This window comes from Pyxidicoccus sp. M6 (genome assembly GCF_055568925.1).
Genome location: NZ_CM145714.1, coordinates 11,879,226 through 11,904,735 on the forward strand (window position 1 = coordinate 11,879,226; position 25,510 = coordinate 11,904,735).

Genomic DNA, 25,510 nt, shown 5'->3' on the forward strand with positions numbered 1-25,510 from the left:
CCTCAGCCCGCCCGGGAGAGCGCCGCCACCGCCGCGGCCATCACCTGCTTCACGGGCACGCCCGCGGCCTCGGCCACCTTGCGGCAGTCCTCGAACTCCGGATGCGCGTTGAGCACGGCGCCATCGCGCAGCCCGCGCTTCACGCGGACCCTGCCCCACGGAGTCTCCACCTCCACCCAGTCGCGCTCCAGCGCCTGCCGCTCCACGCGGTGGTAGCGCACGCCCAGCGTGGTGGACTCGCGCAGCACCGTGTCCATCACCGTCTCGCGCTTGCCGCCCTCCACCACCGCGCTCAGCAGATGTCCGGGCCGGCTCTTCTTCATCACCACCGGCGCCACCCACGCGTCCAGCGCGCCCACCGCGAGCAGCCGCTCCACCAGGTGCCCCAACAACTGCGGCGTGGCGTCGTCCAGGTTGGCCTCCACCACCCAGAGGCCTTCCGTGGGCGCCTCGTCCATGCGGCCCAGCGATGCGCGCAGCACGTTGGGCCTGTCGCGGAAGTCCTTCGTCCCGACGCCGTAGCCCACCTTCTCCACGATGAAGTTGGGAGGGTGGCCGATGTGCGTGAGCACCTTGAGCAGCGCCGCGCCGGTGGGCGTCGTCAATTCGCCCACGCCCTCGAAGCGCACAGGCACGTCGCGCAGCAATTCCAGCGTGGCGGGCACGGGAATGGGCATGTTGCCGTGGGCCACGCGGATGGTGCCGCTGCCCAGCGGCGGCGGCGCCGCGTACACCTCCGGGTTGCCCAGCAGCTCCAGCACCACCGCCGCGCCGCAGATGTCCACGATGGAGTCCACCGCGCCCACTTCGTGGAAATGGATGTCGTCGATGGACACGCCGTGCACCTTCGCCTCGGCCTCGCCGATGGCGCGGAACACCGCCAGTGCCCGCTCCTTCGCGCGCTCCGGCAGCGTGGGCGCGGCCTCAATCAGCTTCCGGATGTCCGAGTAGGCCCGGTGCGGATGCACCTCGCGCGCGTCCAGCACCACGTCCAGGTGCGTGCCGCTGATGGCGTGGCGCACCGCGCGCTGCACCGCCAGCTTCCAGCCCGGCACGCTGAGCCCGCTCAGTGCCTTTTCAATCTCCGCGGGCAAAAGCCCCAGGTCCACGCCGGCCGCGAGGAACATGTCCCCGGCGATGCCGCCCACGGGCTCCAGGTAGAGGATGCGCCGCATGTCAGCGCCGTCCCTTCGTGCGGGAAATCAGCGCCGCGTAGAAGCCGCCGCCGAAGCCGTTGTCGATGTTCACCGTGGCCACGTTGGAGGCGCACGAGTTCACCATGGCCAGCAGCGCGGACACGCCCTTGAAGTTGGCGCCGTAGCCCACGGACGTCGGCACCGCCACCACGGGGATGCCCACGAGGCCTCCCAGCGCGCTGCCCAGCGCGCCCTCCATGCCCGCGACGACGACGGCCGCGTGGCACTCCTGGATTTCCTCCCGCCGCCGCAGGAGCCGGTGGATGCCCGCCACGCCCACGTCGTAGACGCGCCGCACCTCGGCGCCCATGGCCTCGGCGGTGATGGCCGCTTCCTCCGCCACGGGGATGTCGCTGGTGCCGGCCGTCACCACGGCCACCTTCCCCGCGCGCACCTTGCCCTGCTTGAGGTGGAAGATGCGGGCCACCGGGTGGTACTCGCCCTTGGGGAAGCGCGCCACCAGCGCCTCCGCCTTGTCCGGCTGCAGCCGCGTCACCAGCACCGTCTGCTTGCGCTCCACCAGCGCGGCGACGATGCCCAGGAGCTGCTCCACCGTCTTCGGCTCGCCCAGCACCACCTCCGGGAAGCCGAAGCGCAGGTTGCGGTGCGTGTCGAGCGTCGCATAGCCCAGCTCCGCGAAGGGCAAATCCTTCAGCTTGCCGACGGCGTCATCCACCGACACGCGGCCCGACTTCACGCTCCCGAGGAGCTGCTTCAGCGCCTTCTCATCCATGGGCGCCCGTCTACCGCGAAACCGGCTACCCGCCCAGCAGCCGCTCGTGCAGGTCGTTGGCGCTCTGGCGATCCAGCAGCCACAGCACCTGCCCACCCACTGGCGGCACCGTGGCCGCCTGGAAGCGGGCCTCCATCACCACCACGTCGCGGGTGTTGATTTTGCGGGCCACCAGCTTCTCCAACGCCTCGCGCGCGTCGCAGCGGTGCATCTCCGGCACCGAGGGCATCAGCTTCCAGCCCGTCAGCCGGCCCACGGCGGACAGGAAGGCGCTCGCCGCGATGTTGCCGACCTCGGCCATCACACTGTCGCGCTCGGCCTGCTGGGCCGGATGCCCGCCCAGCAGCAGCGACTCCATCGCGCTCGCGTCCGCGCGGGGCAGGATGAGCAGCAGGTCCCCGATGAGCTCATCCCCTTCCATGCCGAACGCCACCATCACCCCCGGGGCGTTTCCGTCCAGCAGCGACGCGGCACCCAGGGCGCCACCCGTCATCAGCACGCGGGGAATGGAGAGGTCCACCTTCCTCCCGCCCATGAGTCGGGAGAGCGCATTGACCGCCTGGCCGGAGCCGATGTTGGTCAGCTCGCGCAGGAGGTCCACCTGCGGGTCGTTGGGAAGGGGGAGGCTCACGCGGACAGTAACCTCGGCACGTCCAGGATGAACACCGGACGGCCACTACCGAGGATGGTGACGCCGGACAAGCCGGGCAGCAAGTCGAGCGGCCGGGACAGCGGCTTGAGCACCACCTCCTCCTGGCCCAGCAGCCGGTCCACCGCCAGCGCCACACGCCCGGAGTCCGCGTCCATCACCACGAAGGGTCTCGCCCCCTGCCTCGCCGGGGCCGGCACCCCCACCAGCGAGTCCAGCGAGTGCACCGGCAGCAGCGAGTTGCCATGAGGCAGCAGCGCCGTCTCACGGCTGCGGCTGAGCATGTCGCCGTCCGCCTCCGTCGCACCCACCACCTTGGCGATGGGCAGGCCGAACACCTCCTCGCCCACCTCCACGAGGAGCAGGTGCACCACGGCCACCGTCAGCGGCAGCCGCAGCGTGAAGCGCGTGCCCCGGCCCTTCTCGCTGTCGATTTCCAGCGTGCCGCCGACGTTCTCCACCACGCGCTTCACCGCGTCCATGCCCACGCCGCGGCCGGAGATGTCGGTGATGTCCTTGGCGGTGGAGACGCCCGGCAGACAGGACAGCAGGAAGGCCTCGCGGTCCGTCAGGCGTGCCGCGTTCTCCACGGACAAGAGCCCCTTGGCCACCGCCGAGGTCTTCAGCTTCGCGGGGTCCATGCCGCGGCCGTCGTCCTCGATTTCGATGATGACGCGGTCCCGGGCGCGCTTCACCGCGACGAGCACGCGCCCGCGCGGCCCCTTCTTCGCGGCGATGCGCTCCTCGGGGGACTCGAGCCCGTGGTCGATGCAGTTGCGCAGCAGGTGCATCAGCGGGTCCGCGAGCTCATCCAGAATCGCGCGGTCCAGCTCGATTTCGGCGCCGGTGATGACGAGGTCGACCTCGCGCTCCTTGCGGCGGGCGATGTCGCGCGCGGCGCGGGGCAGCCGGTCGGTGATGAGCGACAGCGGCGTCATGCGCGCCGTCATCACCTTGTCGTGCAGGTCCTTCACCAGCGTGTGCAGCCGGTAGACGCCCTCTTCCAGCGCGGGGCGCGTGTTCTCCGGCAGCACCTTGCCCACCTCGCGCAGGCGGGCCGTGGCGAGCATCAACTCGCCCACCGTGTCGAGGAAGTAGTCGAGGAGCTCCGTGCGCACGCGCACCGTGCGCGACGAGGAGTCGTTGACGGGGCGGCTGCCGTCGGCCGTCGGCGGCGGCGCGCTGACCGGGGCGGGCACGGCCACCGCCGGCTTCACCGAGATGACCTCCACCTCGGCCACGTTCTTGAGGGCGGCCTGGATGCCGGTGTCGCCGGCCGTCGTCTCCAGCTCGAGCTGGATGTAGCCGTCGGGGATGCGGCCGGCCTTCAGCTCCTCCAGCGCGGGCCGCAGGTCCACCAGCGAGCCCAGGTTGGTGAGCCGCTTGTGCACGAGGAACGCGCGCACACCGGGCACCTGGCACGTGGGGGCGATTCGCAGCCGCACGGCCCAGCGCTGCGAGGCGACGCGCGCGTCCGGCACGGCGGGCACCGGCACCGGGGTGGGCTGGAGGGCCGCCGAGGGAGGCACGCTCGCCGAGGCCTTCAGGCTGTCGCCCAGGTCCGTCGGGGCAGGGACGGCCAGCCCCAGCGCCGCCGCGACGACGGCCACCGCGCCCGGGGCCGCGCCCACGGAGGGCACCGTGGCGGAGGAGCCCGTCGAGTCCGGAGAGGCAGCCCCCGGCGAGAGCAGATCCGGAGGCAGGCCCAGGCCCGCCACCGGAACGGAGGCCCCCGCCATCCCGACCACGCCCGACGCGCGGGACGCGGAGGATGCACCGGAGGCTTCCGATGAATCGGCGCCGCCGCCAGCGGTCTTCGCACCGCCCTGCGTCCCCACCGATGCCGCGGAGCCCGTGCCCGCGCCGCCCACCTGGGCTCCGGACGCCGCACCACCCGCCTCCTCCGAAGCGCCACCGGCCGGCTTCAGCGCGGTGACCTTGGCGACGCGGGTGACGGCCAGCGCCTGGCCCGTCATCGCGGTGACGCGAGTGCCGAGCTGCGTCAGCAACACCGAGGCATCATCGGGCGGCTTGTTCTCCGCCACGGCCCTCACCTGCGCGAGCATGGTGTCGGCCGCTGTGAGGAGCAGGTCCACCACGTCCCGGTCCAGGCGCCCGCGGTCCTGCCGCACGGCGTCGACCAGGTCCTCCACGCGGTGGGCGAGGATGGCGATGGACTCGAAGCCCATGGAGGACGCCATGCCCTTCACCGAGTGGGCATGACGGAACATGGAGTCCACCACGCTGGCGGAACCCTCGCGCTCCAACTGCACGAGGTCGCGCCCGAGCGCTTCCAGGTGGTCCGTGGCCTCGGAGATGAAGAGTCCGAGGTAGCGGGACATGTCCATGGTCATGGCCCGGCCTCGTCAGGACGAAGGGAACGGCCGCCGTGGGGCGAGTCCGCTCACGTCTCTCCCAGCACCTTCTTCACCACCGCCAGCACGTCCTCGGCACGGAACGGCTTGACGATGAAGTCGGACGCACCCGCCTCGATGGCCTCCATCACCAGGCTCTCCTGACCGAGCGCCGAGCACATGATGACCACGGCGCTGCTGTCCGCCTTGATGATCTCCCGCGTGGCCTCGATGCCGCTCTTGAACGGCATCACGATGTCCATCGTGGTGAGGTCGGGCTTGAGCTCCTTGTACTTCTCGACCGCTTCCAGCCCGTTGGCGGCCTCACCGACGACCTCGAACCCTCCAGACGCAAAGATGTCCTTGATCATGTTGCGCATGAAGATGGCGTCGTCGACGACCAGGACCCGCTTAGCCATTGAGAAACTCCGCCTCCGAATCACCTAGAGGAGCGCGGACACTAGCATCCGCGCTTTCCAGGGGGCTACTCACTTGGAATGGGTGAACAAGGCAACCACTGCGGCATCCAGCCCCTCGGGGTCCAGGACGGTTACACCCAGACCACCCAGCCGGGCGACGCCCCGGACGGCGGGCGTCAGCTTCCCGGGCGCCGAACTGACCCGTTCCACCGCTTCGATTCCGTCCACATCCGTCACCAGAAGGCCCAAATCTCGCCGCCCGCGGTCCAGCAGCACCACCCGCGCCGAGGGCGTGGGGCCCTCGGGCAGGCTCAGGAGCTGCCGCAACTCCACCACCGTCACGACCCTGCCGCGAAGGTTCATCACCCCGGTAATCGCCGGGGGCGCGCGAGGCACCCGCGTGAAGCGCTCGGGAGGCACGACGACCTCCCGCACCGCCGACAGCGGCAGCCCGTAGCGCTCTTTCTCCACCCGGAAGATGACGTGCCGCACAGGGGTAACGTTCTATCAGCTTTGAAACGGCGGGAACTGCGAGCTAAGCGGATCGGGCAGCGGCCTTGCCGCGCCGCGCCGAGGAGGCGGGGGCCTTCCCGGAAGCAACCTTCTTCGCGGTGCCGGACGCCGGCGCCGCCTTCTTGGGAGCAGCGGCCTTCTTCGCCGCCGGCTTCTTCGCGGAAGCCTTCTTCGATGCACCGGCCTTGGCCACCGAGCTCTTCGCCGCAGCCTTCTTCACGGCGCCAGCCTTTACCAGAGCCTTCTTCGGAGCAGCGGCCTTCTTCGCCGCCGCGCCCGCCTTCGCCTCCCCATCCTCAGGGGGAGACCCCGCGCCCATCGCCTTGAGCACCTTCTGCGGCGCGACGGCGCGGAAACTCTCGTGGATCCACTGGCCGAGCAGCTCCACGGGGACGTCCTGCCCGGACTTGAAGATGGAGGTCACCCAGCCGCTCTTGCCCATCCCGTAGCCGGTGGGCGCGGTGAAGGGGAGCATGAGGGCGGCGGCGTTGGACTCGGGCAGCTTGGTGGTGACGGTCAGCTGCGCCTCCTCGAGCACGAGGATGGCGAACATCTTCCCCTTCACCTTGCCGGCGCGGTGGCCCCAGGGGAAGTCCTCGGTGGCCTCCGGCAGCGAGAGCATCACCTCGCGCAGGCGGTCCTCGGCGGCCTGGAGCTTCGGGTCCGGGTTCGCGACGGGAGTCGTGGTCATGGGCCGAGGCGGAAGCTGCGCACGACGCTCTGCAGCTCGACGGAGAGGTTGGTCAGCTCGCTGGCCAGCGACGTCATGCGCGACACGGCGGCCGTCTGCTCCTGGATGACTTCCTGGATGGCCTCGGTGGAGGACGCGTTGTTGCGCGCCACCGACTTGATTTCCTCGATGGCCTTCACCATCTCCTCGCTGCCCTTGAGCTGCTCGCGGGTGCTCTCGGAGATGAGGTGCACCTTCTCCGTGGCCTTGCGGATGGTGTCGGTGATGGCGCCCATGGAGCGGACGATGTTGCCCAGGTCCTCGCGGCCCTCCGCCAGCTCCGCGATGCCCTCCTTCATGGCGCTCACCACGGAGGTGGACTGGCCGGAGATGTCGCGCGCCAGCTTGGAGATCTGCTCGGCGGAACGGCCGGCGCTCTCCGCCAGCTTGCGGACCTCGTCGGCCACCACCGCGAAGCCGCGGCCGTACTCGCCCGCGCGCGCCGCCTCAATCGTGGCGTTGAGCGCCAGCAGGTTCGTCTGCTGCGCCACCTGCGTAATCGCGTCGACGATTTTGGAGATTTCCTGCGTCTTCTCGCCGAAGGCGAACACCTGCTGGCTGGCGGACTCGATGCGGTTGAAGACCTTCTTCACCTTGTCGCCCGCGAGCCGCGCCGCCTTGGAGCCGTCCTCCGCCGCGCTGCTCGTCTCGGCCGCCGTCTTCGCGGCGTCCTCGGCGCTGGCGGTGGTGCGCTGGATGCTGCCGGCCATCTCGGTGATGACCTTCGACGCCTTGGACACGAGCTGAGACTGCGACTCGGCGCCCGAGGCAATCTTGTTCATCGACGAGCCCACTTCTTCCGTGGAGCCGTTGACGTTCTCCGCCGAGCGCTGCAGGTCGATGGCGGTGTCGGCGACGCTCTTGGCCGTCTCCTGAATCTTGCCCACCAGCTCGCGCAGGTTCTCCTGCATGCGGGTGATGGCGCCGGTCAGCTCATCGATTTCGTCGCGGGTGCTGCCGCCCTCGGCGGCCACCGGCTTGGACAAATCTCCCTGGGAGATTTCGTACGCGGAGCGGCTGAGCACCTTCACGCGGGTGACGCGCGCGAGCAACGAGGGCAGCAGCGCCGCGGCCCCGCCGGTGATGAAGATGGCGACACCGCCGCGCACCAGGTCCTTCCAGATGGAAGGCTCGGGGCTCAGCTCCCGGAAGATGATGTCCGAGGAGAACATCCACACCGTGAGGAGCAGCCCCAGCACGACGTAGCCGTTGAGAATCTTCCGGTGGAGGGAGACCTCACGCGTGGCACGGGGGCTGTCCACGGCCCGGAGCAGTCGCGTCACGGGCTCGCGGCGGGGAGATAGTCCGGGGGATGTGTCGTCGCGAAGGGGACGGCGCACGGGATGCTTTCAGGGGAGAAGAAGCGTCACGGGTTTAGCCTTGCTGTTGGGCAGGGTCAATCCGCCGACAGACTACCGGAAGTGGTCGAACCCCCTCGGCGGTGGGAGAACGCGGCCTGTCATGTCCCGGCAAACCCACCCGTTTCCCTCTGAAACGAGCCCGATTCGCGTGACGGCGTGCCCCGCCCGGGCGCACGCGCGCTCGAATGCCCGGCTGCGTGCCGGGGGAACGGACATGAGCAGCTCGTAGTCCTCGCCACCCGCCAGCGCGCCCTCCGCGCCGAGCGCGCCGCGCACCGCGGGCGTCATCGGCAGTTGCTCCAGCTCCAGCGTGACGTGCACGCGCGAAGCGGTGCACAGATGACCCAGGTCCTGCGCCAGCCCGTCGGACACGTCGAGCGCCGCGGAGGCGAAGCGCGAGGCCAGTCGCCCCAACGCCACGCGAGGCTCGGGACGCCGCTGGCGCCGCACGGCCGCGCCGCGCTTCACGCCCGCGAGCAACTGCTGCAGCCCGAGCCGCGCTTCGCCGAGCGTGCCGGACACATAGAGGACGTCGCCGGGCCGCGCGCCGCCGCGCGTGAGGGCCGGGCGCGACAGCTCGCCCGCGGCGGTGATGGTGACGGACAGCTCCCGCGCGGACGTGAAGTTGCCGCCCACGAGCGCAATCCGGTGCTCGCGCGCCAGCGCCGCCATGCCGCGCGCAATGCCTGCCAACTCCCGTGGTGGAAACCCCCTAGGCAGCGCGAGCGCGCAGACGAACCAGCGCGGCGTGGCACCCATGGAAGCAATATCGGAAAGATTCACTGCCAGCGCTTTGTGGCCGATGTCCTCGGGTGAAAACGCGGCGCGGGTGAAGTGTACATCCTCCACCACGGCATCGGTGGTGACGCACAACGCGCCGCGCCGGGGCGCGAGCACGGCGCAATCATCCCCCGGCCCCACGGGGACGCGGGCCTTCGGGAAGTGGCTGAGGAAGCGGCGGATGAAGTCGAACTCACCGGGCATCGCAGTGGAGGAAAGACCACTCGCAGTCCGTGGGCAATGAATTGGCAACTGGCGCAACTTCTTTCACGATTTAATGAGAATCAGAGAGTTGGGGCTTGTCTGCCCCATGGGGGAGGAATCCATGTCGAAGGTTGGTCAGCGTCCGTCTGTCAATTCCGCGTCGCAGGAGCCCGCGAAGCCAAAGGGCACGACAACGAAGCACGTCAGCACGCAGCAGGCCTCCGCCTTCTTCGGCACGGTGGCGGCCGCAGCGGTGCCGAAGACAGCCGTGGCGAGCAAGGGCACCCAGGCGGCGCCGGCGGCCGCGACGCTGTCCGCGTCCCTGTCCCAGCCCATGGCGGCCCCCAAGGAGGTGCTGCCCAGCCTGCTCGCGCCGCTGCCCGAGACGCGGATGTACGATTGCATCAACGAGGCCTTCCGCGAGGTCTTCCAGGGGGAGCGCCTGCCCAAGCGGCAGGAAATCGATAGCTGGATGACGTTCGCCAAGAAGCTCCGCGAGAAGGAGCCGACCATCTCCGCGGAGAAGCTCCGCTCGCTCGTCGCCAGCGAGATGCGCAAGCAGCGCGATGGACTGGACGCCATCACCCCGGACAGCATCGTCAAATACATCCAGGACGCGGTGAGCTGGGTGTCCCAGTGCTACGAGGGACAGACGCGCAATGCCTCTCCGGCCGAGGTGGCGGAGTGGTCTGCCTTCGCGCAGCAGACGCTGGCGAAGAACCCGGACATGACGCCGGAGAAGCTCAAGTACGCCATCCAGGACGCGGTGCGCGCGAAGGTGACGGGCATGACGGCGGGGCCCGGCGGCGGCCCCAACATCGACAAGTTCATCAACGACGCGGTGAGCTGGGTGGCGCAGTGCTACCAGGGCGGCCCGCGTGACGCGACGCCGGCCGAGATGGCCCACTGGCGCGACTTCGCGCAGCAGAAGCTGAAGGAAAAGCCGGACATGACGCCGGAGCAGCTCAAGTACGCCATCCAGGACGCGGTGCGCGCGCGCGCCACCGGCCTGGAGGTGGGCGCCAACGGCCGGCCGGACATCGACCGGTTCATCCACGACGCGGTGAGCTGGGTGGCGCAGTGCTACCAGGGCGGCCCGCGCAACGCGACGCAGAGCGAGCTCAATGACTGGCGCCAGTTCGCGGAGAAGAAGCTGGCCGAGGACCCGGGCATCACCCCCGAGAAGCTCAAGTACGCCATCCAGGACGCGGTGCGCGCGCGCGCCCTGGGCATGGAGGCGGGCGCCAACGGCAAGCCGGACATCGACCGGTTCATCAAGGAAGCGGTGAGCTGGGTGGCGCAGTGCTACCAGGGCGGCCCGCGTGACGCGACGCCGGCCGAGCTCTCCCGCTGGCGCCAGTTCGCGGACCAGAAGCTGAGGGAGAAGCCGGAAATGACGCCCTCCGAGCTCAAGTACGCCATCCAGGACGCGGTGCGGGACGACGCGCGCGGCGTGGGCGGGCCCGCGGAGTCGGCCGACCTCAACAAGTTCATCACCGACGCGTATCAGTGGGTGTTCGAACTGTACCGGGGCCAGCCCGCCAACAACCCGCGCCGCCCGACGGAGCGCGAGCTTCGCGAGTGGGCGGCGTACGCCAGGGAGCAGCTCAAGAAGAAGCCCGAGATGACGGCCGAGGACCTCAAGTACGTCATCCAGGACGGCCTGCGCACCGCCATGGGCAACATGTAGCCGGGCTTGCGCGCCGCTACTCGATTCGCGGCACGCGGTCCGGGTCCATGAGACGCAGGGGGGCCACCGCCTCGAAGCGGTCCGGACGCGAGTCCAGCGAGGCGGCCCTGCGGATGAGGTCGCCCAGTTCCACCACCTCCGGGCGCTGGGCGAGCGGCGGGCCCACCTGCGCGTGGAGGGAGCTGAGCTGCTCCCACGTCAGCGGGCGCATCCAGTAGGACGCCCGCAGCTTCTCCGCGAAGGCGGCGGCCACGTACGACAGGCGCGAGGACGGCGACGCGCTGGCGAACGACGGGCGGAGGATGCGGGCGGGCAGCGACTTCACCACCTCGCGCGAGCTGCCGCCCTCGGGCGCCTTGTAGCGCAGGCGCAGCGTGGCGAAGGCGTCCAGCGGCTCGCCGCGCAGCTTCACCTCGTAGATGGCGGTGACGGTGTGGCCGGAGCCGACCTCGCCCCCTGCTGGGACGGGCGCCCCAGGGAACGCTCTCGGAGCCGCCGACAATCTCGACAGCCTCCGCGAGGCTCTCCGGCAGCAGGTACACGTTCATCCGGTACGTCCGGTTGAGCCGCACCACGACGGTCCGGGCATGGGGCCTGGCGCTCTCGAGCTCGAAGCGAAGCGTGTAGATGCCGGGGGGCAGCTGCGGAAGCCAGTAGAAGCCATTCTCGTCGGTGACGACGGTCCGCTCGCCCATGAGGCTGGGCGAGGTGGCGGTGACGACGACGTCCGCGACCGTTCCCCGGTCCATGCCGTCGAGCACCGTGCCCATGATGGCGCCGAAGCCGTCATCCGCCAGAGCGGGCGGGGCAAGCAGGAAGAGGACGCACAGCAGGGCAATTCGGAGCGAGGGCGTCATCCGCGAGGACCTCCGTCATCGGAATGAGCCCTTGTTCCACGAGACGGCCTGCCGCCACCGCACGGCCGCCTCAGCGCACCATCATCGTTTCATCACGGGCCCGCCGGGCTGCCGGTCCTCCTCACCGAAGAGCTGGCTCATGCTCACGTCGAACTGGCTGTCGAGCACGGCCATGAAGCTGTCGAAGCCGCCCGCGGAGAGATTCAGCCGCGACAGGAGGCGGCGCCGCGTCTCCTCGTAGATGCTCTGCCGCGCGGCCTTCACCCAGCGCGAGACGGTGGACTGGTTCACCCGCAGGAGCGCGCCCAGCTCCGTGGTGGAGAGCCGGTCCACGAAGTAGAGCCGGAGCAGGTGCCGCTCGTCGGAGGCCAGCGTGGCGAAGGCCTCGCGCAACGCCTGGCGGAGCTCCGACTGGTGGCGCTGCTTGATGAGGTCCAGCTCCGCGTCGACGCCCGGCGCGGGGAGCGCGTCGAGCACCTCGGCCACGTCCTCGTCGGGCGCGGGCTTGTCGGTGGCCTGCAGCTTGAGCGCGATGCGCACGGCGGTGACGCGCACCCAGCTCAAGAGCGCGCCCCGGCCCGTATAGTCATTGATTCGCGGCTCACTGTCCGGCGTGCGGACGAGCAGCTTCACGCGGGCCAATTGACAGACATCGTCGAGCACCGCCGAGGGCTGCTTCAGGTACGCGAGGAGCCCGGGCAGCCTGGACAGGTAGTGCAGCTCGAAGGCCTCCACGGCGGCGGACATGCCCTGGCCACAGGCACAGGCGAGGTACAGCTCCGTCAGGGATAGCGGCTCGATGAGCGCTTCGATGGAGGCGCCGGAAGGGGCGTCTGGAAACCGCTCGGCGAGATGGCGCACGAAGACGTCGGCGGGGAGCGCCACGGTATTCCACTGCGAGCGCGAGGCCTCCCACGCACGGCTGAGCAGACCTTCGAGCGCCGTGGCATCCGCGGGGGGTGTCAACCGTACCCGGGCATGGGACAGAAGCGTTGCAACCAGTTCCGGCGGATTTGCCATGTGGGTCCCAACCCCTCGCATCCCATCGATTGGCGTGGGGGTGTTGTCATTCCGTGAGGCTCTTTGCGAGACTCTGTCACCAACCACCATGACTTCGTCAAACGCGGCCCGAGATGCGGGGGCGGCCGCCCTCCCCTGTCTGTCCGACGAGCTCCTGGTGGACCTGGTGGAGGGCCGTCTGCCTTCGGACACGCTGGCCCGGGTCCACGAGCACGCCGCGGGTTGTGACCTGTGCCGCACGCTCATCGCCGCGCTCGCCCGGGGTGGATTGGCCCCGGGTGCCCCGTCTCCCGAGTCGCGGGAGCTCCGCCCGGACGACCATACCCAGACACTGTCCGGTGACGCGGCCGCGCAGCAGTCCCTGCCCCCCGCGCCGCCTCCGGGTCCCTGGACGCCGCCCACGGCGTTCGACGAGTTCCAGCTCGGGCCGCCGCTGGGGCGCGGAGGCATGGGCGTGGTGTACCTCGCGACGGACACGTCGCTGGACCGGCGTGTCGCGGTGAAGTTCATCGCCTCGTCCCAGCCAAGGCCCCGGGTGCGCGCGCTCTTCGAGACGGAGGCGCGGGCCATCGCGCGCCTCCAGCATCCCAACGTCGTCACGGTGTTCCGCGTCGGCACGGCGGGAGGCCATCCGTACATCGTCTACGAGTACGTGCTGGGCAGGAGCCTCTCGCAATTGCAGCTGCCGCTGCCGTGGCGGCGGGTGCTGACGTTGGGGTTGGGGCTCGCGCGAGGGCTCGCGGCGGCGCACCGGCAGGGCGTGCTGCACCGGGACTTGAAGCCATCCAACGCGCTCGTCACGGATGACGGCGTGGTGAAGCTGCTGGACTTCGGGCTGGCCGAGTACTTCGACGTGAACACCTCGGCGCCACTCTCGCGCCCGAAGGCGCACGCGGGCACGCCACGCTACATGGCACCGGAGCTGTTCCGCGGCGAGCCCGCGTCTCCGCAGAGCGACATGTACTCGCTGGGCGTCACGCTGTACGAGCTGTGCACGGGCGACGTGCCACTGGGGGCGCCGGCGCGGCTGACGGACAGCGCACCGGCGCGGGAGGCCGTGAGCCCGCTGCCGCTCACGCCGGACATCGACCCGGAGTTCGCGACGCTCATCCGGCACTGCCTCGCGCCGGACCCAGCCGAGCGGCCCGCGTCGGCGGACCTGCTCCGTGAGGCTTTGGAGCGCCTGGAGCAGCTCCACTCGGCGACGCCGCTCGCGGCGGGGAATCCGTACCGAGGGCTGGCGCCCTTCGAGGCGGAGCACCGCTCGCTGTTCTTCGGACGTGACGCGGACATCCGCGCGGTCATCGAGCGCCTGCGCCGCCAGCCGATGGTGCTGGTGGCTGGGGACTCGGGAGTGGGCAAGTCGTCGCTGTGTCAGGCGGGAGTGCTGCCCCGGGTGGCGGCGGGAGAGCTGGACGCGGAGCGGGACATGGCCACGGTGACGCTGTGGCCGGGGGGCCGGCCGTTGCAGGCACTGGCGGCGGCGCTCGCGCCCCGGCTGGACATGAAGGAGGCGGACGTCGTCCTCGCGCTCACGGGGGTGGACGGCTGGCTGGGGCCGGCGCTGCGCAAGGCGCACCAGGGGCGGCGGGGGCTGCTCATCTTCATCGACCAGTTGGAGGAGCTGCTCACCCAGTCCGAGCCGCTGCAGGCCGCGCGCTTCGCGCAGTTGTTGGGAGAGCTGGCGCTGCCGTCGCCCGGAGTGCGGGTGCTGCTGGCGGTGCGAGGCGACTTCCTGACGGGCATCTGCTCGCTGCCCGGCATTGGAGAGGAAGCCGAGCGCGCGCTCTACATCCTCCGTCCGCTGACGCCCGCGGGCGTGCGTGAGGCGATTGTGGGGCCGGCGCGGACCCGGGGCGTGGCCTTCGAGTCCGAGGAGCTCATCCAGACGCTCGTCGCGTCGATGGCGCACGGTGAGGGCACGCTGCCGCTGTTGCAGTTCGCGCTGGCGGAGCTGTGGGAACGGAGGAACCCGGCGCACAGCCGGATTACGCGGCAGGCCCTGGAGGACATGGGAGGCGTGGCGGGGGCGCTGTCACGGCACGCGGATGGAGTGCTCGCGAGGCTGAGTCCCACGGAGAAGCAGGCGGCACGGCGGCTGATGTTGCGCCTCGTGACAGCAGAAGGGACGCGCATCGAGCTGGGCGAGGAGGAACTGCTGACCACGAAGGAAGCAGCGCCACGCACGGCGTTGCGCGCGCTCACGGAGGGACGGTTGCTCCACGCGCATACCGTGGGTGGTGAAGCGCGGTATGTGATTGCGCACGACTCGCTGATTCAGAGCTGGGGCACACTGCGCAACTGGCGAGACAGGGACATCGGCCAGCGCGCGGTGCGGCAGCGAATGGAACTGGCGAGCGCGGAGTGGGAGCGGTTGTCGCGCGCACCCGAGGCACTGTGGGGACAGCGACACATCGACGAAGCGCGTCCGCTGGACCCGGCCACGCTGGGGCCCCGTGAGCGCGCGTTCCTCTCTGCGTCGCAGAGGGCGCTGAAGCTCCAACGGTGGTGGCGATACATGGTCGCGCTCGGGGTGCTGCTCGCGCTCGGGGCCGTGTACGGTGGGCTTCGCTTCCAGGCGTATCAAGAGGATGAGCGCATCATCCAAAGCCATATCGCGATGGCCCAGCAGCAGCTCGATGCGGGGCGTAAGCTCGCGAAGCAGGCTCAGGCTCGCGCCGAGGGGGCATTCCCGCGTTATGACGGCAAGGTCTCCCGCCCCACCGAGACCAGCGAGGCGTCAGCGGCCCTCCTCGCCGCGGAGGCAATCTGGGATGAGGCCCGGCAGTTGAGAGCCAGGGCCGATGAGTCCTTCGCACGCGCCACCGACTCCCTGGAGCGGGCGCTCGACCGAGAACGGGACCGTGAGGAAGCGCGCCAGCTCCTCGCGGAGGTCCTCGACGAGCGGATGCAGCTCGCCGAGGACTTTCACCTGAAGGAACTGGCCGCGAGCCTGCGTGAGCGCCTGCAACGACTGGAGCTCACGGCCCAGGTCACTCCCCAGCGCTCGCTCAACAGCCCGGCGGAGCTCGACGTGGAGACCACACCGCCGGGAGCACGTGTCGAAGCCGAGCGGTACGAGCCGGACGCTCGAGGCACATTGCAGCTCAAGCCCCATGGATTCATCGGTACGACGCCCATCTCCCGCGCGAAGCTGCCCGCCGGCTCGTATCTCCTCCACGTCACCCGCCCGGGCCACATTCCGGTCGACATGCCGGTGCTCCTCAAGCGCGGAGGCTCCGAGAAGGTCGAGTTCCCGCTGCCAGCCTCCGGCTCCGTGCCTGACGGCTACGCGTATGTGCCGCCAGGGTGCTTCCTGACGGGCAGCGCCGACGCCGAGCCGATGCGACTGTTCATGCGCGCCGCCCCACTCCACCGGCTCTGCCTCAAGCAGGGATTCCTCATCGGCAAGAGGGAGGTCACATTCGCCGACTGGTTGGCCTATCTGAACACGCTGCCCCCAGGAGCCAAGGCCCGGCGCATCCTCGAAGAGCCGCTCATCAACGGCGCCGGCAAGGCCATCACGCTGCGGCACCAGCCCGGCAAGGGCTGGACGTTCTCCCTGCACCTGTCGGGCGAGGGAGTCCCCCTGTCCGCGCGCGAGGGCGAGAAGCTCTTCTATCCGGACCGCACGCGGCGACAGACCGCGGACTGGCGCAACTTCCCGCTGTCCGGCATTTCCGCCAGGGAGCTCGACGGGTACTTCTTCTGGCTGAGCAGCCAGGGACGGCCCGCCGATGCACGACTGTGTAGCGACCAGGAATGGGAGTACGCCGCGCGCGGCGCCGATGGCCGCGCCTACCCGCACGGCGACAACCTGGGGCCGGACGATGCCAATATCGACGCGACCTACGGGCGCCAGTCCCTCGCCTTCGGCCCTGACGTGGCCGGCGCCCATCCCGCCTCGACGAGCCCCTTCGGTCTCGTGGACATGACGGGCAATGCCCTGGAGCTCACGCGGCCCGTCACCATGGAGTTGGGACGCATCATCGTGAAGGGTGGCGCCTGGTACTACGACTCCGGCTCCGCGCTCGCGGCCAATCGCAGCGCGGGGGACCCCACGCTCCACGATGCGCTGGTGGGTGTGCGTGTCTGCGCGCCCGTGCCGTCCCGGTAGGTTCTATCCGAATTCGTGCATAGCTCTCCGTCCTCGGGGCTCCTCCCCATTGAAGGCGCCGGCTTCGCGCCGGCCGCCCTACCCAACGGAAGAGGTATGCCGATGAACGCGCTGAAGAAGTCCCTGCTCACCCTCGTGTGCATGCTGTTCACGCCGCCGGTGCTCGCAGCCCATCCGGCGCACGTCACTCCCCCCAAGGAGGCTCCGCGCGGACGGTCCGTCGCCTCGGTGTCGGTCGTCGACCGGTACGCGCTGCGCTGCCGGGGCCAGGCCCCCACACGGGACATCCGGACGCAGGGCACGATGCTCTGGGGAACGAAGCGCTCGTGGGACCCCGAGCAGGTGACGGACGAGCGGCGCAGCGTCCTCACGGCCATCAACGCCAATGCGGTGAGCACGGCGGCCGAGGGAGTGACGGGAGTGCGAGTGGAAGAGGGCCGGCTGGTGGCGTTGCCGGATGCGTCCAGCCCCGTCGTCGGCACGGTCCTCCAGGGAACGGACAGCGAGGGCCACCCGGTGGAAGTCGCCATCTGCGCCGTGGAGCCCTCGGATGACCCGACGATGGAGTGGTACCGCATCGAGGCATGGAACGCGGTGGCGCAGGAATGGGAGAACCCGTGCGTGGCCACGGGGCAGGTGCCCTCGCCGCGAGTGCTGGCGGTGAGCGGCGTCTGGGACGCCACGGGTGCGAAGCAGGCGGCACCGGGCCAACTGACGCTGGCGTGCGAGACGGGTGTCATCAACAAGTGCGCCAACTGGGGCTTCAAGCCGTGGGCGGTGCGTGATGGGAAGTCGCTGGCCGACCTCCACCAGGCCTGCACGCGGATGGCGCGCGCGGACTACTGCGGCAACGGCCGGAGCCATACGCTGGAGGCCACCGTCATCGACTTCTACGACCGCTTCGGCATGTCCACGCGGACGACGCAGGCCTCCCCGAGCTGGGACCCGGCGCTCGCCTCGTTCGAGGCGGCCTGGGCGCCTGATGGCGCGACCTGCGTCGCACGCACCCGGTATGCACACTCGCTGGAGTCCATCGCCCAGGAGTGCCCCGGCCGCTTCCGCACGGGTGAGCCGGTGGAACTGGGTGATGGGGACCGCTGCACGCTGCAACGCGAAGGCCCGAGCCCCGGGACGGTGCTGCTGCGGAACAGGTCCTACGGCGGCAACTGAGCCTCAATCCCAGAGCGGCGTCATCGGGCCCACGAGCAATCGCGGGCCCTTGTTCATTCATCTTGCTTCACGGGAGAGCGCACATGAGGAGCGTGGCCGGATGCGTGCTGCTGGTCGTCCTGTGCTGTTCGGCGGATGTCGATGCGGTCGAGGATGAGACGGATGCGCGGCTGGTCGACGCACAGACTGCCTTCGATGAGGCAGCCAGGCTCCAAGCAGCCAGCCTGTACATCGATGCGATTGCGAAGAGCGAGCATGCGCTTGCACTGCGTGAACAGGTGCTGGGCGGCGCTCATCCGCGAGTAGCGGCTGTGCTCGAACAACTTGGCCGCCTCTTCGCGGAAGCAGGAAGCCCGTCACGTGCCGAGCCGCTTCTCCGGCGTGCGCTCTCCATTCGAGAAGCAGCGCTCGGCCAGGACCATCCTGACGTCGCCTCCAGCCTGGATGCGCTTGCATTCTTCTATCTCGACCTGGATGAGTACGACCGGGCGCAGCCCCTGCTGGAGCGTGCGCTTGCGATTCGCACAGCCGCGTTCGGCGAGAAGCACGCCCTGTCCGACACCTCGCTCAGGAACCTGGCGGTCCTGTATCTACGACGCGACATGGGCTCCCGGGCCACGCCTCTGCTCGAGCGTTCGCTCTCGATTCAGGAAGCCACTCTCGGCAAGCAGCATCCAGACGTGGCCAGGTCCCTGACCTATCTCGCCGGCGTCTATCTCGGGCAGGGTGCGAATACCCGCGTTGAGCAACTGATGCGTCGCGCCCTTGCTCTTCCAGCCTCCCCGCTCACACTCAACAACCTCGCCGGCCTCTATGTGAGCCGAGGCGCATATGCGCGGGCCAGGGCCCTGTATGAACGAGCCCTCGCCATGCTCGAAGCATCCCCCACCAGGGACTCCATGGTCCTTGCATGGACGCTCAACAGTCTCGCGAGACTCCACATGACCCAGGGTGCGTACACCCAGGCCATGCTGCTACAGGAACGCGAGCTATCGATTTTTGAAGCCTCCCGAGGCAAGAGCCATCCCGGTACCATCTCCGCACTCATCTCACTGGCCGGGATTCATCTCCTCCAACACCGGGATGCCGAGGCCGTTGCACTCCTGACCCGCGCATTCAGCCTCTCGGAAGAGTACATCCGCCAGGAGTCACTCGCCCTTTCCGAACCAGCGCTGGATGGATTCCTCCTGAACCTTCGCGCTGCCGATGAATACAACTACGGCCTGGCGCGAGCCCACCCGGACAATATCAGCATGCAGCGCCTTGCCCTCGCGACGGTACTCCTCCGGAAGGGTCGCTCCAGCGCGCAAATCGCTGACACCACACGCACCATCTATCGCAGCCTTGGCGAGGAGGACCGCGACGCGTTCTGGAGACTGCGCAGCCTCCGCACCCAGCGTGCTCAACTCTCCCTGGGCGGTCCCGGGACGCTGACTTCGGACGACTACCGCCAGCGGCTGCAGGCGCTCTCCGACGAGGGCGACGCGCTCGAAGCCGACCTGGCCAGGCGCTCCGCCCCCTTGAGAGCCTTGACCACCCTACCGCCTGCTTCGGAGGTCATCGACCGCGTTGCCGCCATGCTGCCCGCGAACGGGGCCCTCATCGAGCTCGTCGCATACATGAACAGGCCGCTCTATTTGAAATTCATCCCCGCGAGGCGATGGCGTCCGACTCCACTGCACTACCTCGCGCTGGTGCTCTTCCCCGACGCCCGCATCCGCGTCGTCGACCTCGGTCCCGCGGACCGCATTGACCGCGCCGCCTCCGAGCTGCGCGACGCCCTGGCCCGGCGCGACACTGCCTACCTGAATCTTTCGCAGAAACTCTACGCCCTCGTCTTCCAACCCCTGCGTCCCTTCCTGGGCAACACCCATCGTGTCTTCCTTGCCCCCGACGGTCAGCTCAACCTCGTCCCTTTCGATGCGCTCCACGACGGCCAGCGGTTCCTCATCGACTCCTTCGATTTCGTCCTGATGACCTCCGGCAGGGACCTGCTGCAGCGCCCCCAGGAGCGCTCTTCGGCCCGCTCCGTCGTCGTCCTCGCCGACCCTGCCTTCAACGCGCGGCCCGGGGCACCTTCGTCACTACCGGGCAATCCCACTCCCGCCCCCCAGCGCTCCCCGGCCCTCAACCACTTCTACGAAGCCCTGAGCAGGAGTTGGACCTGGAAGCCGTGGACGGCCTTGCCAGGCACACGGGGGGAAGCTGAAACCATCCAGCGTCTCCTTCCCCAGGCCGAGCTCCTGCTCGGCACCGACGCCACGAAGCAGCGGCTCCTCCAGCTCACCACGCCGGGCATCCTCCACATCGCAACCCACGGATTCTTCCTGGAGGACGCCTCCGCCGCCCCCAATGGTGCTCGCACGGTCGGCGAGGTCAGTGGCGCGGGCGACGGGCTTCCCGCACGACTTCCGGCGGACCCGCTCCTGCGCTCCGGCATCGTCCTCACAAGTGCGCAGGAGCCCTCGAAGAGTGGCGCGGCGACACCCACGGCTGCCTCCGAGAACGGAATGGTCACCGCCCTCGAGTTCGCGGGGCTCGACCTCTGGGGCACGCAACTCGTCGTCCTGTCCGCGTGTGACACCGGCCGTGGCGACGTGAAGCGAGGCCAGGGTGTCTATGGTCTGCGTCGCGCCTTGCTGACCGCAGGAGCGGAGACCGTGGTGATGAGCCTCTGGAAGGTGAGCGACGAGAGCACCCGCCTGCTCATGGAGGACTACTACCGCAACCTGCTGGCGGGCAGAGGTCGTGTGGAAGCCCTGCGTGAGGCGATGCGCACCCTGCGCGAGACGCATCCTCATCCCTACTACTGGGCTCCCTTCATCGCGCTGGGTCGGGACACACCGCTGCAATCCCTCACGCCCACTCCGCAGGAACCACCAACCCCGTGATGAGGCACTCCCGAACACTCGGGACGTGCCCCGGGGCCGGTAAGAATTCCTGCATAACTCGGAGTCTCAGCCGCTCTTCACCGCTGTAGGCGCCGGCCCGCGCCAGCGCTTGCACATCTCGAGAGAGGCTTCCCCATGAACGCGCTGAGGCTGTCCCTGTTACCGCTGTTCTGTCTGCTGCTCCCCCCGTCCGCCTTCGCCGCTGACGCGTCCCTCGTTCCCTCCTGGAGCTCGCGCTCCTCGAGTGGGCGGTACGCAAGCAGGTGTCTGGGCCAGGTCTCCGAGCGCGGTCCCGCCCCCGTCGGCACACTCCTGTGGGGTACCCGACGCTCGTGGGACGGCGGTCAGAAGACAGACGAGCGGCGCAGCGTGCTCGTCTCCATCAACAGCGAGAACCTCGTCATGGCGAATCCCGATGTGGAGTCGGTACGTCTGCGGCGAGGTCGTCTCGTGGCCGCGCCGGACGCGACTCGCGGTCTCGTGGGCACGGTATTTCGGGGCATTTCCGGTGACGGCAAGCCCGTGGACGTGGCCATCTGCGGTGCCGAGCCCTCCCACCAGGACCCCGATGTCATGTGGTACCGCATCGAGGCGTGGAACCCGATGGCGCAGCAGTGGGAAAATCCCTGCGTCTCCAACGCGCATGTCCAGGACCCTCGGGCCATGGTGGTGGCGGGTGTCTGGGACTCCAGCGGGCAACACAAGGACGCGCCGGGAAAGCTGACATTGGCGTGTGAGCTCGGCGCCATCAGCAAGTGCATCGACTGGGGTTACAAGCCCTGGGGCGAGCGCGACGGCCAGTCGCTGGCCGACCTCCACCAGGCCTGCACGCGCATGGCTCGCGCGGACTATTGCGGCAACGGGCGCAGCCATGCGCCCGAGTACACCACCATCGACATGTATGACGCGCTCGGCGTGCTCTCGCGGACAACGGAGACCTCCGCGAGCTGGGACCCGGCTCGCGCCTCGTTCGAAGCGGCCTGGAACCCAGACGGTGCAGCATGCCTCGCGCGGACTCGCGATGGCCGCCCCGTGAAGGAAATCCTCGCCGAGTGCCCCGGACACTTCCGCGTGGACCAGGCGGTGGACCTCGGCGATGGCGACTCCTGCGCCGTCCAACGCGATGGCATGGCTCCTGACACCGTGATGCTGCGAAACCGCTCGTACAGGAAACCCTGAGCCCGCCGGGCACAGCGGTGTGAACTCCGTGACAGCGCCACTGTTCGGCGGCGCGTAAGAAAGTCCCAGGGTCACCGTCTTCTCAGTCAGAGGAGACACCCCACGGTGGCCCGCGGCTCCACGGCCGGAAAGGACTCACGGAGCGGTGACACATGCGGCGAGTGCTCAGAGGGGCGGGGGTCGTCATCCTGTGCTGTCTGGCGGGACTGGCGGCGGTCGTGATTCGGCGGGATATGCGGTTGCGAGAGGCGCACGCGGCCCACGCCGAGGCAACGAGGCTCTTGGAGACCGGCCGGTACGCCGAGGCGCTTCCGATGAGCGAGCACGCACTCGCCATCCAGGAAGAGCTATTGGGCAAGGCCCATCCCGACCTCGCCCAGGCACTCACCACCACCGGCATCCTGCATGACAAGCAGGGCCATCCGGCGCAGGCGGAGCCGCTGTTCGAGCGCGCCCGTTCCATCATCGAAGCAACCCTGGGCCCGGACTCCCCCCAGTACGCCCAGGCCGTCGACAACCTCGCGCTCTCCTATTCCCATCGCGGCCAGTACACACGGGCCGCGCCGCGTCACCAGCTCGCGCTCGACATCTTCAAGGCGTCCCTCGGGCCGAACCACCCGGACGTGGCGCTCACCCTCGTCAACCTCGCGGTCGCCTCGTCCAACCAGGGCTTCCACACGAAAGCCGAGCCCCTGTACGAGCAGGCCCTCTCCATCCAGGAGAAATCCCTCGGAAAGAATCACCCAGCGGTGGCCCGGACGCTCAACAAGCTCGGCCGTCACCAGGCGGACCAGGGGCTATACGAGCAGGCCGAGGCGCGGTTCACGCGCGCGCTCGACATCCAGAAGGCGATGCTCGGCGAGGACCCTCCCGACGTGGCCGACACATTCAGCAACCTCGCGCGGCTCTACTCCAGCATGGGACGGGACGCGCAAGCCGAGCCGCTGCTCTCATGCGCGCTCCGCATCCGCAAGGCGGCCCTCGGAGAGGACCATCCTGATGTCGCGAGTACGATGAACAACCTCGCGAATCTCTACTCCCGCCAGGGGCGCACCATCCCCGCCGAGCAGATGTACTGGAGCGCTCTCTCCATACAGGAACGCCGGCTCGGAAGGGAGCATCCCGACATCGCCGGCACGCTCAACAACGTCGCGGGCCTGTATGCGAAGCAGGGGCTCCACGGCCTCGCGGAGTATCTGCTCAGGCAGGCGCTCTCCATCCAGAAGACGGCGCTGGGGCAGCGACATCCCGATGTGGCCCAGACGCTCGACAACCTCGCCTGGGGCCTCGTCGCCCAGGGAAGGCACTCCGAGGCGGTGCCGCTCTTCATGCAATCCCTCTCAATCACCGAGGAGCTCCTGCGCCGTGAGGCAATGGGCCTCTCCGAGCCGCGCCTCGCGCTCTACTTCCAGCGCCTCCGCGAGAACGAGGAGCGCCTCTACACCCTGCTGCGTGAGCATTCCTCCAACGTCGGATTACGGAACCTGGTCCTCACCACCGTGCTGCTGCGCAAGGGGCGCTCCGCCGAGGAGCTCGCCACCACCATGCGTGCCGTCCACGACAGCCTGGACGCGGCGGGCCGCGACACCTTCGCGCAGTGGCTCGAGCTGCGAGAGGAGCTCGCCGCGCTGGCGTTCACAGGTCCAGGCACGCGGCCGGTCTCCGCGTACCAGCAGCACCTGAAAGAGCTCGCGGCGCGAGGAGATGCACTCGAAGCGGACCTCGTGAGGCGCTCCGCGCGCCTGCGGGAGCTCCTCGAGCGTCCCTCCGCGGAGGACACGGTCGACAGTGTCGCCGCCACGCTGCCTCCCGATGGCGCGCTGGTGGAATGGGTGGCCTACACGGACCGGCCGTCCCAGGGCCCTGCCCTGCCCCGCTACTTCGCGCTGGTGCTCACCCCGGATGCACGCATCGACTTCGTCGACCTCGGCCCTGGGGACCGCATCGACGAAGCCGCGAAGAAGCTGCGCTCGGCGCTGGCCAACCGTGACGTCCACTTCCAGCGCCCCACGGCCACGCTCTACTCGCTCACCGTCCGCCCGGTGCTGCCGCTCGTGGGCCAGGCCCGGCGCCTCTTCCTGGCGCCGGATGGCCAGCTCGGCCTCGTCTCCTTCGACGCCCTTCACGACGGCCAGCGCTTCCTCATCGACCGCTTCGCGCTCTCCAATATCCCCTCTGGAAGAAAGCTGCTGCCGCGTACGGAGGATGCCCCGCCGTCGAGCTCCGTGGCTGTCTTCGTCCCCAGCATCGGCGCGCCACCCGCGACTCGTTCCGAGTCATTCCGCTCCGGCCGCTTCGCCGGCACGCAACGCGATGACTCCGACGCGCAGTTCAACACCTCGCTGCCCGGCACCCGCGAGGAGGCCCTGGCCATCCAGCATCAGCTTCCCCAGGCCCGGCTCTACCTCGGGCCCGCGGCCACGAAGCAGCAGCTCCTCCAGGTCCACTCGCCCGGCGTGCTCCACATCGCCGGCCACGGCTACTACGAGGCGCATGAAGCGCCCATGAGTGGAACCCGGGCGCTCGGTCAGTTCGGCGGCCTGAATGGCACGCGGACTCCACCTCCGGACGACCCGCTGCTCCGCTCCGGGCTCGTCCTCGCGGACGCTCACGGAAACGTCTCGCGAGTCACGGCGCTCGAGCTGGCGGGGCTCGACCTGCGGGGCACCCAGCTCGTCGTGCTCTCCGCCTGCGACACGGGCCGCGGAGACGTGAAGCCGGGCGAGGGCATCTATGGCCTGCGCCGCGCCTTCGCCATCGCGGGCGCGGAGACGGTGGTGATGAGCCTGTGGAAGGTGCGCGACGACAGCACCCACCTGCTCATGGAGGACTACTACCGCCACCTGCGGGCCGGGAAGGGACGCACGGAAGCGCTGCGCCTCGCCGCGCTCGGGCTGCGCAAGACGCGGCCGCATCCGTACTACTGGGCGCCCTTCATCTCGGTGGGCGAGGACGGTCCTCTTCGACTCGCCCCCGCCCGCTGAGCCAGACCGTGGCCTACAGGAACATCGTCGGGTCGAACTCGTCCACGTTGACGGGGAGCATGCGCGGCAGGGGCCGCTGGAAGACGCGGGCGTTCAGCTCCAGGTCCAGAATCCTCAGCCCCGAGGGCACGAGCTCACGGAACTTCTGGCTCACGTACTCTCGCAAGCCCAGCACCACCACCTGCCGCTTCTCCGCGAGCATGGGCTTCAGCGCGTCCGCGAAGTCCGCACCGTCGTGGCTCGCCAGCACCACCGAGGCATTGGGCCGCTGCGTGCGGATGTTCTCCAGCAGCTTCAGGATGCCCAGGTCCACCACCTTCTGGTCCTGCCGCCCGTACAGCAGCGCCACCTCGCAGCCCGCGGACTTCAGCGCGCGCACGAAGCCAATCATCACGTCCGGCAATTGCTCGCCGCGCGCGTTGAGCACCACCACGCAGCGCACCGGAGCCGGGAAGTTGTTCTCGCAGAAGGACACCAGCCGGTCGAACTGCACGCGGTCCTGGGACTCGGGCTTGCGTCCCACCACGTTGGACACGGCCCAGTCGATGTTCTCGGCGTCGATGAGTACGTACGAAGCTGCGGGAGGACGTCCGGTAAGCATGGCGCGGGAGGATACGCGCTGTGCCCATGTCACGGGGGGCTCACGTGCGGCCCCCCACCCGA

At 69.4% G+C, this 25,510-nt stretch carries 18 protein-coding genes and 1 pseudogene; 6 read left to right on the plus strand and 13 right to left on the minus strand.

Translation table 11 applies throughout. From position 1 onward, the window contains the following. Positions 1-2 precede the first annotated feature (2 nt). From larC to thiL, 9 genes are all read right to left on the minus strand, one after another. Positions 3-1,175: a nickel pincer cofactor biosynthesis protein LarC gene (gene larC, locus ACVTJA_RS46790; protein ID WP_465830658.1), complete on the minus strand. Its 1,173-nt coding sequence runs from the start codon at positions 1,173-1,175 to the stop codon at positions 3-5. A 1-nt stretch (position 1,176) separates the two neighbouring features. Continuing rightward, positions 1,177-1,929, minus strand: coding sequence for a nickel pincer cofactor biosynthesis protein LarB (gene larB / locus ACVTJA_RS46795; RefSeq protein WP_206724145.1), 753 nt, complete (start codon positions 1,927-1,929; stop codon positions 1,177-1,179). A 25-nt stretch (positions 1,930-1,954) separates the two neighbouring features. Next, positions 1,955-2,560 (minus strand): chemotaxis protein CheC, encoded by a 606-nt coding sequence (locus ACVTJA_RS46800; protein WP_465830660.1) that lies wholly within the window; start codon positions 2,558-2,560, stop codon positions 1,955-1,957. Beyond that, positions 2,557-4,932, minus strand: coding sequence for a chemotaxis protein CheA (locus ACVTJA_RS46805; protein ID WP_465830661.1), 2,376 nt, complete (start codon positions 4,930-4,932; stop codon positions 2,557-2,559). Before ACVTJA_RS46805 ends, ACVTJA_RS46800 begins: the two co-directional genes overlap by 4 nt. A gap of 50 nt (positions 4,933-4,982) precedes the next feature. Beyond that, positions 4,983-5,351: a response regulator gene (locus ACVTJA_RS46810; protein ID WP_011556618.1), complete on the minus strand. Its 369-nt coding sequence runs from the start codon at positions 5,349-5,351 to the stop codon at positions 4,983-4,985. A 69-nt stretch (positions 5,352-5,420) separates the two neighbouring features. Next, positions 5,421-5,843, minus strand: a complete 423-nt coding sequence (locus ACVTJA_RS46815; RefSeq protein ID WP_465830664.1) for a chemotaxis protein CheW — start codon at positions 5,841-5,843, stop codon at positions 5,421-5,423. Positions 5,844-5,886: 43 nt separating this feature from the next. Continuing rightward, the gene (locus ACVTJA_RS46820) at positions 5,887-6,555 is read right to left on the minus strand and encodes an MmcQ/YjbR family DNA-binding protein (RefSeq protein WP_465830666.1); all 669 of its coding nucleotides are present in this window, start codon (positions 6,553-6,555) and stop codon (positions 5,887-5,889) included. Continuing rightward, entirely contained in the window at positions 6,552-7,877 is a 1,326-nt protein-coding gene (locus ACVTJA_RS46825) for a methyl-accepting chemotaxis protein (protein ID WP_465830667.1), read from the minus strand. Before ACVTJA_RS46825 ends, ACVTJA_RS46820 begins: the two co-directional genes overlap by 4 nt. Positions 7,878-8,006: 129 nt before the next feature. Next, on the minus strand, positions 8,007-8,939 hold the full coding sequence (gene thiL / locus ACVTJA_RS46830) for a thiamine-phosphate kinase (RefSeq protein WP_465830669.1): 933 nt from the start codon (positions 8,937-8,939) through the stop codon (positions 8,007-8,009). A 121-nt stretch (positions 8,940-9,060) separates the two neighbouring features. Between thiL and ACVTJA_RS46835 the strand changes: the two genes are divergently transcribed. Then, complete coding sequence (locus ACVTJA_RS46835) at positions 9,061-10,629, plus strand: hypothetical protein (RefSeq protein WP_465830671.1); 1,569 nt, start codon at positions 9,061-9,063, stop codon at positions 10,627-10,629. 16 nt (positions 10,630-10,645) lie between these two features. On the opposite strand, the gene ACVTJA_RS46840 is transcribed toward ACVTJA_RS46835, so the two are convergent. From ACVTJA_RS46840 to ACVTJA_RS46850, 3 genes and pseudogenes are all read right to left on the minus strand, one after another. Continuing rightward, positions 10,646-11,131 (minus strand): YfbK domain-containing protein, encoded by a 486-nt coding sequence (locus ACVTJA_RS46840; protein ID WP_465830672.1) that lies wholly within the window; start codon positions 11,129-11,131, stop codon positions 10,646-10,648. A gap of 91 nt (positions 11,132-11,222) precedes the next feature. Beyond that, positions 11,223-11,486 (minus strand): annotated as a pseudogene (locus ACVTJA_RS46845) (carboxypeptidase-like regulatory domain-containing protein); the annotation flags it as partial. An 81-nt stretch (positions 11,487-11,567) separates the two neighbouring features. Beyond that, positions 11,568-12,371 (minus strand): sigma-70 family RNA polymerase sigma factor, encoded by an 804-nt coding sequence (locus ACVTJA_RS46850; RefSeq protein WP_465830674.1) that lies wholly within the window; start codon positions 12,369-12,371, stop codon positions 11,568-11,570. Between the two features lie 223 nt (positions 12,372-12,594). Here ACVTJA_RS46850 and ACVTJA_RS46855 point away from each other — a divergent pair, with 223 nt between their 5' ends. From ACVTJA_RS46855 to ACVTJA_RS46875, 5 genes are all read left to right on the plus strand, one after another. Further along, a complete protein-coding gene (locus ACVTJA_RS46855) occupies positions 12,595-16,623 on the plus strand; it encodes an nSTAND1 domain-containing NTPase (RefSeq protein ID WP_465830676.1) in 4,029 nt (1,342 codons plus the stop codon). A 102-nt stretch (positions 16,624-16,725) separates the two neighbouring features. After that, positions 16,726-17,793, plus strand: coding sequence for an ADYC domain-containing protein (locus tag ACVTJA_RS46860; protein WP_465830677.1), 1,068 nt, complete (start codon positions 16,726-16,728; stop codon positions 17,791-17,793). 104 nt (positions 17,794-17,897) lie between these two features. Continuing rightward, positions 17,898-20,684: a CHAT domain-containing tetratricopeptide repeat protein gene (locus ACVTJA_RS46865; protein ID WP_465830679.1), complete on the plus strand. Its 2,787-nt coding sequence runs from the start codon at positions 17,898-17,900 to the stop codon at positions 20,682-20,684. A gap of 135 nt (positions 20,685-20,819) precedes the next feature. After that, positions 20,820-21,863: an ADYC domain-containing protein gene (locus ACVTJA_RS46870; RefSeq protein ID WP_465830681.1), complete on the plus strand. Its 1,044-nt coding sequence runs from the start codon at positions 20,820-20,822 to the stop codon at positions 21,861-21,863. 152 nt (positions 21,864-22,015) lie between these two features. After that, positions 22,016-24,847 (plus strand): CHAT domain-containing protein, encoded by a 2,832-nt coding sequence (locus tag ACVTJA_RS46875; RefSeq protein ID WP_465830683.1) that lies wholly within the window; start codon positions 22,016-22,018, stop codon positions 24,845-24,847. Between the two features lie 13 nt (positions 24,848-24,860). Here the strand turns inward: ACVTJA_RS46875 and ACVTJA_RS46880 are convergent, their stop codons facing one another. Continuing rightward, entirely contained in the window at positions 24,861-25,448 is a 588-nt protein-coding gene (locus ACVTJA_RS46880; RefSeq protein ID WP_465830685.1) for an NYN domain-containing protein, read from the minus strand. Positions 25,449-25,510: the final 62 nt, after the last annotated feature.

Coding starts and splice junctions, on each gene's coding strand:
- ACVTJA_RS46810 (WP_011556618.1), bottom strand. CDS start 5,351: ATGGCTAAGCGGGTCCTGGTCGTCGACGACGCCATCTTCATGCGCAAC.
- larB (WP_206724145.1), bottom strand. CDS start 1,929: ATGGATGAGAAGGCGCTGAAGCAGCTCCTCGGGAGCGTGAAGTCGGGC.
- thiL (WP_465830669.1), bottom strand. CDS start 8,939: ATGCCCGGTGAGTTCGACTTCATCCGCCGCTTCCTCAGCCACTTCCCG.
- ACVTJA_RS46805 (WP_465830661.1), bottom strand. CDS start 4,932: ATGACCATGGACATGTCCCGCTACCTCGGACTCTTCATCTCCGAGGCC.
- ACVTJA_RS46820 (WP_465830666.1), bottom strand. CDS start 6,555: ATGACCACGACTCCCGTCGCGAACCCGGACCCGAAGCTCCAGGCCGCC.
- ACVTJA_RS46835 (WP_465830671.1), top strand. CDS start 9,061: ATGTCGAAGGTTGGTCAGCGTCCGTCTGTCAATTCCGCGTCGCAGGAG.
- larC (WP_465830658.1), bottom strand. CDS start 1,175: ATGCGGCGCATCCTCTACCTGGAGCCCGTGGGCGGCATCGCCGGGGAC.
- ACVTJA_RS46880 (WP_465830685.1), bottom strand. CDS start 25,448: ATGCTTACCGGACGTCCTCCCGCAGCTTCGTACGTACTCATCGACGCC.
- ACVTJA_RS46870 (WP_465830681.1), top strand. CDS start 20,820: ATGAACGCGCTGAGGCTGTCCCTGTTACCGCTGTTCTGTCTGCTGCTC.
- ACVTJA_RS46875 (WP_465830683.1), top strand. CDS start 22,016: ATGCGGCGAGTGCTCAGAGGGGCGGGGGTCGTCATCCTGTGCTGTCTG.
- ACVTJA_RS46855 (WP_465830676.1), top strand. CDS start 12,595: ATGACTTCGTCAAACGCGGCCCGAGATGCGGGGGCGGCCGCCCTCCCC.
- ACVTJA_RS46860 (WP_465830677.1), top strand. CDS start 16,726: ATGAACGCGCTGAAGAAGTCCCTGCTCACCCTCGTGTGCATGCTGTTC.